The 9,856-nt window shown below is 69.9% G+C and carries 8 protein-coding genes; 2 read left to right on the top strand and 6 right to left on the bottom strand.

The features are described 5' to 3' along the window. Positions 1-11 precede the first annotated feature (11 nt). From BHU15_RS14265 to BHU15_RS14240, 6 genes are all read right to left on the bottom strand, one after another. Positions 12-851 (bottom strand): carbohydrate ABC transporter permease, encoded by an 840-nt coding sequence (locus BHU15_RS14265; protein WP_069627522.1) that lies wholly within the window; start codon positions 849-851, stop codon positions 12-14. Beyond that, entirely contained in the window at positions 848-1,810 is a 963-nt protein-coding gene (locus tag BHU15_RS14260) for a carbohydrate ABC transporter permease (RefSeq protein ID WP_069627521.1), read from the bottom strand. Before BHU15_RS14260 ends, BHU15_RS14265 begins: the two co-directional genes overlap by 4 nt. After that, positions 1,810-3,126, bottom strand: a complete 1,317-nt coding sequence (locus BHU15_RS14255; protein ID WP_069627520.1) for an ABC transporter substrate-binding protein — start codon at positions 3,124-3,126, stop codon at positions 1,810-1,812. The genes BHU15_RS14260 and BHU15_RS14255 overlap by 1 nt, the downstream gene beginning before the upstream one ends. Positions 3,127-3,367: 241 nt before the next feature. Continuing rightward, positions 3,368-4,195, bottom strand: a complete 828-nt coding sequence (locus BHU15_RS14250) for a FadR/GntR family transcriptional regulator (RefSeq protein WP_069627519.1) — start codon at positions 4,193-4,195, stop codon at positions 3,368-3,370. 79 nt (positions 4,196-4,274) lie between these two features. Then, on the bottom strand, positions 4,275-5,690 hold the full coding sequence (locus BHU15_RS14245; RefSeq protein ID WP_069627518.1) for a hypothetical protein: 1,416 nt from the start codon (positions 5,688-5,690) through the stop codon (positions 4,275-4,277). 66 nt (positions 5,691-5,756) lie between these two features. Continuing rightward, the gene (locus BHU15_RS14240; protein WP_079128138.1) at positions 5,757-6,863 is read right to left on the bottom strand and encodes a glycoside hydrolase family 43 protein; all 1,107 of its coding nucleotides are present in this window, start codon (positions 6,861-6,863) and stop codon (positions 5,757-5,759) included. Positions 6,864-7,146: 283 nt separating this feature from the next. Between BHU15_RS14240 and BHU15_RS40850 the strand changes: the two genes are divergently transcribed. Next, entirely contained in the window at positions 7,147-8,967 is a 1,821-nt protein-coding gene (locus BHU15_RS40850; RefSeq protein WP_079128137.1) for an AMP-binding protein, read from the top strand. Beyond that, on the top strand, positions 8,951-9,799 hold the full coding sequence (locus BHU15_RS14230; protein WP_069627516.1) for a class I SAM-dependent methyltransferase: 849 nt from the start codon (positions 8,951-8,953) through the stop codon (positions 9,797-9,799). Before BHU15_RS40850 ends, BHU15_RS14230 begins: the two co-directional genes overlap by 17 nt. Positions 9,800-9,856: the final 57 nt, after the last annotated feature.

Here is a 9,856-nt window from a genome sequence, read left to right as displayed (position 1 = left end):
GGAGGGTGTGATCAGCCCTTGGAGGCGCCGGAGGTCAGCCCGGCCACCAGGTACTTCTGTCCGACGACGGCGGCCAGTACGACCGGCACGGTGATGAGCGTCGCGGCGGCCATCAGCCCGCCCCAGTCGGTGCTCGCGTACGAGATGAAGTTGAACAGGGCCACCGGCACCGTCTGCGTACTGTCGTCGGCGAAGACCAGCGCGAACATGAAGTTGTTCCAGCTGAAGACGAACGCCAGCAGCGAGGCGGTCGCGGTGCCCGGCGCGGCCAGGGGCAGCGAGATGCGCCAGAAGGCGCCGAACGCGCTCAGTCCGTCGGTGCGGGCGGCCTCCTCCAGCTCGACCGGCAGCCCCGCGAAGAAACTGATCATGATCCACATGATCAGCGGGACGGAGACGAACATATGGCTGAGGATCAGCACGGTGTAGGAGCCGACGAGCCCCATCTGCGCGAACAGGTAGTACCAGGGGACGAGCAGCGAGATCGCCGGGACGATGCGCGCGACGAGGATCAGGGAGCCCGTGCGGTGCATCTGGAACCGGCCCACCGCCCAGGCGGCGGGTACGGCGATGACGGCGGACAGCACCGTCGACACCAGCCCGATCAGCAGTGAGTTGCCCATCGAGCGCAGGATCTGCCCGTCCTCGACGATGCCGCGGAAGTTCTCCAGGGTGGGGCTGAACCACAGGCCCACGGACGGGTCGGTGACCTGCACGTTGGTCTTGAAGGCCGCGGCGAACATCCACACGATCGGCAGCGCGAAGACGAGCGTCACGAGCGCGATGGCGGTGCCGCGCAGCCACGACCAGTTCCGGCGCCGGCGCGACCCGGGGGAGACGGTGGCACTCATGCGTTCTTCCTTCCGCCACGGCGGCGCAGCAGCACCACGACACCGATGATGAAGAGCGTGAACAGGACCAGGACGGCGGCGGCCAGTCCGTACTCCTGGTAGTCGAAGGTGAGCCCGTAGGCGTACACGTTGAGGGTTTCCACCTCGAAGTCCGAACCGCCGCCGGGGCCCTTGGTGGCGTAGAGGATGTCGAAGGTCTTCAGCGCGTCGACGGCACGCAGCACCAGCGCGGCGGCCAGCGTCGGGCCGAGCATCGGCAGGATGATGTGGCGGAACCGCTGCCAGCTGTTCGCCCCGTCGACCAGGGCGGCCTCCTCGGGCTCCTCGGGCAGCGTGGTGAGCCCGGCGAGCAGCAGCAGTGTCATCATCGGCGTCCACTGCCACACGTCGATGAGCATCAGGGTCGGCAGCGACTGGCTGACCGAGCCGAGGAACTCCTGCCGGGGCAGGCCGACGGCGGCGAGCAGATGGTTGGCGATGCCGTTGGTGGGGTCGAGGATCAGCAGCCACAGGATGCCGATCGCGACCGGCGTGGTGAGCAGCGGAATGATCAGGACGGTACGCACCCAGCGCATGCCCCGGAACGACTTGCGCATCAGCATCGCCAGGGCGAGCCCGAGCACCGTCTCCAGCAGCACCGCGCCGACGGTGAAGATCAGGGTGCGGCGGGCGGCCGGCCAGAACCTGCGGGTGTCGCCCAGCGCCTCGGTGAAGTTGCGCAGACCGATATGGGCCTTGTCGGCGTTCACCGCGCCGAAGGCGTCGGTCAGGCTGAGGTCGAGCGTGAAGGCCAGCGGGAAGACGATCATCAGGCCCACGAAGAGCAGCGCCGGAGTGAGCATCGCCCACTTCAGCCGCCGGTTGGCCTGCTCGAAGGTGCGCGGCCGGCGCTCGCGGGGCGCCTTCGGGTCCGACGGGCGGGTGCCGGTGGGAGCCGTGGAGACCTCGGTGGTGGACATCAGGACTCCTTGTGGCGGTTGTCGCGTACGAGGAACTCGGCGAACTCCGCGTCGGCGTCACGCGCCACCGGCGGTACGGACTGGCCGAGGATGCCCGCGACCAGCGGCCTGCCGACGATGTCCCGGGCCCGGCCGACCTGGAGGACCCGCGGCCGGTCGTAACCGAGGCCGCGCTCCGCGTTGAGCCGCATGGCCTCGGCGAGGTCCGGCGGGAAGGAGGCCAGGGTCTTCGGGTCGGACCACACCGAGGACCGGGCGCCGGGTATGCCGTCCGACTGGAGGGCGGCCGACATCTCGGGACCGGCGGCCCACCGGATGAACTCCCAGGCGTCGTCGCGCAGCAGGGAGAACTCGTTGATGCCCAGGCTCCACGAGGGGATGTTGTGCGGCCTGGCACCCGCGGGGCCGGCGGGGAAGGGAGCGAAGCCGATGCTCTCGCGCACCCGGGACACCTTCGGGTCCAGGAAGCTGCTGTAGATCGCGTCCGCGTCGATGTAGAACGCCGCCTTGCCCTGCGCGAAGATCGGCATCGCCTGCTCCAGGCTCATGTTGGTCGCCCCCGGCGGGCCGGCCTTGGCCAGCAGGGCGCCGTAGTACTCGTACGCCGCGAGCGCCTCCGGGCTGCCGATGCCGGACTTTCCGTCGACGACGAAGTCACCGCCGTGCGAGTACAGGAAGCTCGACCACTGCGACACGGCGCCGCTGCGCTGGCCCCGGCCGACATAGCCGTAGAAGCCCTTCTTCTTCTGGGTGAGTTCCCGGGCGGCGTCCATCAGCGCGTCCAGGGTGCGCGGCGGCCCGCCGAGGTCCTCGACCAGGTCCTTGCGGTAGTAGAGCGCGGGGCGCTCGGTCACCACCGGGACGCTCAGCACCTTCCCCGCCGTGAGGGACGCCTCGCGCGGGGCCTTCTGGAAGTCGGGCCAGTCGAACTCCGAGTCCGCCACCCGGTCGCTGAGGTCCGCGAGCCAGCCGTTGTGTCCGAAGAGCAACTGCTCCTGGAGTGCGCGGACCATCATCACGTCCACGTCGGTCCCGGACGCGTTCAGCTTGACGTTGTAGCTGCTGGCGAGCTGGTCGGCGGTGAGCAGGGTCATCGAGACCCGCCGCCCGATCCGCTCCTCGAATTCCTTGGTACGGCGCTGGATCGCCTGGGACCACACATGGTTGATCGCCATGATCCGCAGCGGGGTGCCGGCCGAGGGCTTGCCGCCCCCGGTCGAACAGGCGCTCAGCGCCCCCAGCCCGGCGGCCCCCACGACGCCCGCGGCAAGTCTGCCGAAGGCGCGCCGGCTCAGTGGCTGGCTGCTCGTGGACATCCTCGTCCTCGTCTCTCCACGGTGTCGCGCGTGGTGCGTGTGCATGCTGCGTGTACGTGGTGCGTCTGCTTGGTGCGTCTACGCGGTGCGTGGTGTCCGCGCGTGGTGCGAACGCGTGACGCGTGCCGGTCCCGACCGGCCTGGTCCAACTGGTAGGACCAGTTGGTTCAGACGGGACCGTAACAGCAGAAGAGCCACCCCGACCAGCCCTGAAGAGAAGAATTCCGGACCCATGCCCGGCCTATTCGCCGGTTCGGCCGCCGCCCTGGCGCCCTTCGGACTGGCCCAGCAGCGTCTCGATGTGGTTGCGCGCCATGGTGTCGACCTGAACGTCGAGATCCGGCCCGTACGTACGCAGCCCCAGCAGCAGATGCTCCCGCATCCGCTCACAGGCGAGGTCCACGTCCCGCGCCTCGACCGCCTCGAAGATCTCCGGGTGGTGCGGCACGCCGGGCTCACCGATCGACGGATCGGAGTTCGAGCGGAGCATCATCTCGAACATCATCCCGCTGATCGAGGACAGCATGATCCGCAGCACCGGGTTCTTGCTCGCCACCGCGACGGCGTCGTGGAAGTCCATGTCGGCCTGCGCCTTGACGACGACGTCCGTCGCCGACTCCAGGGCGTCCCGCGCGCTCCGCATCGCCGCGATGTCCTCGTCCGTGGCCCGCTCGGTCGCCAGCCGGACCATCTCGACCTCCAGCGGGATCCGCGCCTCGATGAGCTGCCGGACGGTGGGCCGTCCCGCCCGGTACAGCGCGTCGTACCCCCTGGCCTGCCCCGAGGACTGCTCGCGGACGAAGGAGCCGCGCCCCGGAGCGACTTCGATCAGATGCTGGGCCTCCAGCCGCCGCAGCACCTCACGTACGACATTCCTGCTGGAACCGAACTGTGCGGCCAGCTCGCGCTCCGAGGGGAGCTTCGTCCCGACGGCGATCTCCCCGGACCGGATGTCGTGCTCCAGCTGACGGGCGATGCGCTCCGTCAGGAGCCCGCGCTGGGCAGGGGCAGCCACCGGGCGGCCCGAGCGCGCGGAACCAGCCGGGGATGAGGACACGGACGGCTGCATAGTCGCAGCGTACAGGCCGCTCACACCCCGTACGCGCCCCCGGCCCGGCCACCGGGAAGGGCGTGCGCCGGGCCGGGGGTCACCTCCAGAGCAGCCGGTTGCCCGTCGAGTTCCGGGCCAGGAACAGCGTCAGATACATCTGTCCCGCCATGGCGCCGATACGGTGCTCCCGCCCGTAGTACGTGTTCTCCCCGTTGGGGCCGTAGGTCCGGCCGTCGGTGAACCGGGACATGAGGGAGAGCTGGTCGGTGTTGTGCAGGCGCTCCCACTCGGCGGCGCGCGGGGTGATGCCCCGGTCCTGACCGGTGAGGGACACCAGGAGGTCGAAGTTGCCGAAGTAGAACGGGAAGTGCGTCCCCCAGTCGTTGCCCTCGGGGTAGTGGATCTCCGCCGAGCCCGGCCGGTAGATGGGACTGGTGCCGCCGCCCGGCAGCGGGAACTCCTTGTCGACCAGGGCGGCGTACGTCTGCTTGATGTTGTGCAGCGCGGCCCTCGGCGCCGCCCGGTTCGCCAGGCCGAAGACGAAGCCCTGGTAGAGGCTCTGGTCGAAGGCCACCATGTACAGCGGGTGCAGCCGCGCGTGGTTCTCCAGTGTTCCGTCGTCGGCGATGTTCGTCCCCCGCAGCCACGTGGACAGCCGCACACCGTTGATGATCTCGCTGCCGGTGAGGTCCGCCGGCCTGGCCGCCGCCGCAAGCAGGAGTTCGACGTTGCGACGCGTCCAGCGGGCGGCGCCCGGGTGGCCCGGCATCATCGTGGCCGCCAGGGAGAGCGCGGCGGCGCTCCAGTTGTCCTCCTCCGCCTTGCTGTCCCCGGGGGTGACGACGGTGCCGTCGCGCCGGGTCATGTACAGCTGGTCGCCGCTGGTGCCGATGAGGTGGACGTCGTTGCCGGTGGTGAGCCGGTCCGCCTCCCACACGAGCATCGCCACGACGTGATCGCGCTCGGTGGCGTCCAGCCGGTCCCAGAAGAGCCAGCCCGCCAGCGCCGTGTAGTACGCCCACAGGGCGGTCTGCCAGCCGCCGCCCCAACGGGTCGCGGTGTTCGGGTTGTTGGCCCGGTGTCTGGCGGCGAGGGTGCGGATGAGATTGCGGGTGCGGATGGTGGCGTTCGCGGCCGAGAGCGTCCGGGGGTCGTACGTCCCGGTCACCAGGGCCGTGGTGGCGGCGACCGCGGCCATGGCGGGCAGCCGGACGGCGCGCTCGTCGGTTCCTCTGAGGTCGATGTAGCCGTCGGGCAGGTAGTGGGTGTAGGTGGCGGCGTACCAGGTGCCGATCAGATAGCGGGAACTGCCGGCGAGGATGGCCGTCACGCGCGTTCCGGCGTCGTCCGCCCCCGAATAGGAGCCCAGGTTCCGCCAGTTGACCGGTACGACGCTGTTGCCGTCCGCCGCCGAGGCGGTGCCCGTCGACACGGCCCCGAGCGTGCCGGCGAGTCCGATCGCACTCGTCGCGCCGAGGAAGCGGCGTCGGGAAGGCGGAGGCAGCTCGGACATGGGTGGACTCCTACTCGCGAGGGGCGTCGGACGGCGGAGCGGCGGGGCCGGAGCGGGGAACGGGCGTCATTCGAAGAACTTGAGGCTGTACCCCACGTTCGTGGTCTCGCCGGGGACGTTGGCCCTGCGATACGTGGTGCTGCCCCACCAGACGGCCGTTCCGCTGTACCAGTAGCGGTTGGCCCACGAGTACGGCGTGCCCTTCGCGACCGCGTGGAACATGGTCGGGAAGCGGTTGCCGGACGGCGGCCCCGCGGCGGCGTCGCCGCGCGGCAGGACGAACGTGTGGTGGCCGGGCCCGTCGACGTTCAGCGTGGGGTCCCAGCCCGGCATCATGGTCGCGGCGTGCGAGCCGAACAGACACCCGTTGCTCTTGTACCAGTCCCACACGTACGTCGGATCGCCACCGGCCCGCAGCCGCAGGTCGGCGATGCAGTAGTTGTCGCTCCAGCTCCCGTTCGCCGAATACACGATGTGCAACCGCCCGTCGGGGTCGACGACGGGCTGCGGAGCCTCGTTGATGTACGGGTTGCCGACGACCCGTTCCCACGGCTCGCGCGGCTGCGAGATGACGTACCGTCCGCCGGTGGTCGTGGTGGGACCGCTCATCCGGGCGATGTAGAGGTTCTGCTCGACATTGGTGTCGCCCGCCCAGCCGGACCAGACGAACCAGCGCTGGCCGCCGAAAGTGAAAGGCGCCCCGTCGATGGCCCACTTGTCGTCGGGCAGCGCGACCTTGGTGGCGGGGGAGTAGCCGGAGTCCGGGGTGGGCGAACTGATGTGGTACGTCCGGTGGGCGGCGCCGCGTCCGGCGGCGAAGTAGATGCGGTACTGCCCGTCGTGGTGCACGATCTCCGGGGCCCAGACCTCGCCGAGGTTGCCCGAGTCCTGCCACACCTGGTGCTTGGGCGCGGTGGCGACGCCCTCCGGCGTGGACGCCGTCCGCACCGCGATGCCGCCGTCCACCGACTTGGCGGAGACATAGAGGTCGCCGACCTTGATGACGCTCGGGTCGGCTCCGCCGACCAGTGGGCGGCCGAGCGTGGACGGCTGACCGTCCGTCACCCGGGTTGCCGCTTCGGTGGGTTCGGCGGTGGTCACCACCTGTCCGAGGGAAAGTGCGCCGACGAGTGCGAGCGGAACGATGCCGATGAGCCATCGGGTGGGGGACATCAGGTTCCTCCTGATCATGTCCACGATAGAAAGCGCTCTCAGATCAGCTCTCAGATCATCCCCACGCGGTGAATGGCCGTCAATATGGCGAGCAAGGCGGATGTGTACGGTCTCGTGATCGTCGCGGCCTTGGAGATGCGGTTCGGCGCCTCGGTCATGGGCGCCGACGAGGTCCGGAATTTGAAAGGATAATCGGCAAAGCGGTCCCATTTCTTGGAATGGAAACACCTGGCTATCATCGGGCACCTCAATTCCGTGAAGGGCCGAAAGGTGTGCGTGCCCGGTGCCTGACCGATGGATCACATCGACGCTCCAGACGTACGAGGGGGACCCGCGCCCCGCTCATACCTACGTCGGCGCGGACGGGGAGACGCTCACGCTGTCCCGAGCCCAACTGCTAGCCGCCGTAAGAGACTCGGCCGGCCGACTGGTCGCCACGGGGCTGCGTCCCGGGGACCGGGTCGCACTGGTCGCCGACGATCCCGGGCCCTTCGTGCGCGCCTTCCTCGGAGCCGTATGGGCCGGTCTGGTGCCCGTACCCCTCCCGCCGCCGCCTCCGCTCGGGCGCCGGGACGCCTGGGGTGAGGCGCTCGCCGAAGCCCTGGAGGCCGCCGATCCGAGGGCCCTCGTCGCACCCGGAGCGAGCCTGCCGCTGCTGTCCGGCATGCGTACCGGCCCGCTTTCGCCCGCCGCTAGGAATTCGCCCGCGAGTTCGTATCCCCGGCCGAATCCCGATCCTTGTCCAGATGCCTGTTCCGGTCGTTCTCCCGCCGCGTTTCCAAATGCGTATTCGTACGAATTCCTGGAGGCCGCCGGCGCGGTCGAGCCACAGGATCCTGCCCCTTTTCGCAGCGACCGGACCGTGTACCTCCAGTTCAGCAGCGGCAGTACGGGCCGGCCTCGCGCGGTGGCCGCGACCGCCGGAGCCGTGACCGCCAACGCGCACGCCATCATGCGGCACGGCCTGGCCGTCGACCCCGACCGCGATCACGCGGTGAGCTGGCTGCCGCTCCACCACGACATGGGCCTGGTCGGATTCGTACTGGCCCCGCTGGTGGCGGGACTGCCCGTGACCCTGCTGCCCGCGCGGACGTTCGTCCGTGAGCCCGGGGTGTGGATGCGCACGATGTCCGAGGTCCGGGGCACCATCACCTTCGCCCCGAACTTCGCCTTCGGACTCGCCGCCCGACGGGTACGGCCCGAGGACGTCGCCGGACTCGATCTGGCACCGGTCCGCGTGCTCGGCTGCGGCGGAGAGCCCGTCAACACCCGTACGCTCAAAGCGTTCACAGCGGCGTACGCCGGCGCCGGGCTCGATCCGGCCGCGCTGCTCCCGTGCTTCGGGCTGGCCGAGTCGACGCTCGCGGTGACCTTCGGCGCCCGGGGACGCGGCCCGCGGACCGATGCCGTGTCGCCCGCCGCCCTGCGGGACACGGACCGGGCGGTTCCGGCCGGCGACGGAGAAGAACCGCTGGAGGTCGTGAACTGCGGCGGACCGTTCCCCGGGCACGAGATCGCCGTGATCGACGGGCGGGGGGCGACCTGCCCCGAGCGCTCGGTCGGGGAGATCTGGGTCCGCGGTCCCTCGGTCGCCGCCGGGTACACCGGTGACGACGACGCCACCGCGGAGACCTTCCGCGCGGACGGCTGGCTGCGCACCGGGGACCGGGGCTATCTCGCCGACGGTGAACTGCACGTCACCGGGCGCCTGAAGGACGTACTCGTCGTCAACGGCCGCAACACCGACCCGACTCGGCTCGAATGGCTGGTCGAGACGCTGCCCGGCGTCCGCGCCGGAGGCGTGGTGGCCTTCACCCGGCCCTCGGCCTCGTCGCACACCGAAGAGGTCGTCGTGGTCGTGGAGTGCCGCGCCGACGCGGCGCACGACCTTGACGGAGCGGTCCGGCGCCTCGTGGCGGAGCGCCTGGCGCTCGACGTGCGCGAGGTCGTCACCGTCGGGCCCGGCACGATCCCCAGAACCACATCGGGCAAACCACGGCGCCAGGAGACACGCCGCCGACACCTCGCCGCGTCCCGGCCCCTCCCCGCACAACCGACCGTCCCGCGCCCTCGCACGGAGGCACACGGTGTCCACAGCGGCTGAGATTGAGATCAGTTACGGAGTGAGCCCCGACTTCTACCGACTGTGGCTCGGCGACGAGTTGCACTACACCTGCGCGGTGTTCGACGACACCGACGACCTGCGGCAGGCACAGCTCGCCAAACTCGCCGTGATCCACGAGTACGCCGGGATCCGGCCCGACTCCAGGGTGCTGGACATCGGATGCGGCTGGGGCGGCAATCTGGCGTATCTGGCGTCCGTACGTCAGGTACGGGAGGCCCAGGGCATCACGCTGTCGCGTGTCCAGCACACGGAGATCGAGCGGCTGAACCTGCCCGGTGTGACCGTCCACTGCGTGGACTACCGCGACTTCGAACCGGCCGGGAGATTCGACGCGCTGACGTCGATCTGCATGCTTGAGCACGCGTGCCGACCTGAACAGGTGCGCGCCGGCGAGGCGTTGGACGTCTACCGGGGCTTCTTCCGAAGAGCGTGGAACTGGACGGTCCCGGGTGCCTCCTTCGGCCTGCAGCACGTCGTGAACGACCGCGTGCCGCGCGAGTTGGCGGAGATCCGCGAGATGGGCTGGTTCGCAGGCCGGATCTTCCCCGGCAGCGCCGCCCCGCGCACGGAGGACATCGTCCGCGCTGTCGGCCCGTACTGGGAGATCGTGCACCTCCGTACCCGGCGTACGGACTATCTGCGCACCCTGAGCCACTGGCGCGAGGGCCTCCGGCGGAACGAGAAGCTCATCCGTACCACCTGGGGCGACGAGCTGTTCGCCGATTACGACCGCTATCTCACCTTCTGTATGCGCGCCTTCGACCAGCGGTACCACTCCCTGGCCCAGTGGTCGCTGCGGCGTATCGACTGAGTGGCCGACCAGCAGTGATCGACCGAGTCTGCGTTTCGACCGTGTGTGTGACGTGAT

It is taken from the genome of Streptomyces niveus (genome assembly GCF_001723055.1).
Classification (GTDB): Bacteria; Actinomycetota; Actinomycetes; order Streptomycetales; family Streptomycetaceae; genus Streptomyces; species Streptomyces niveus.
This window is presented reverse-complemented; position numbering and strand designations above follow the sequence as displayed.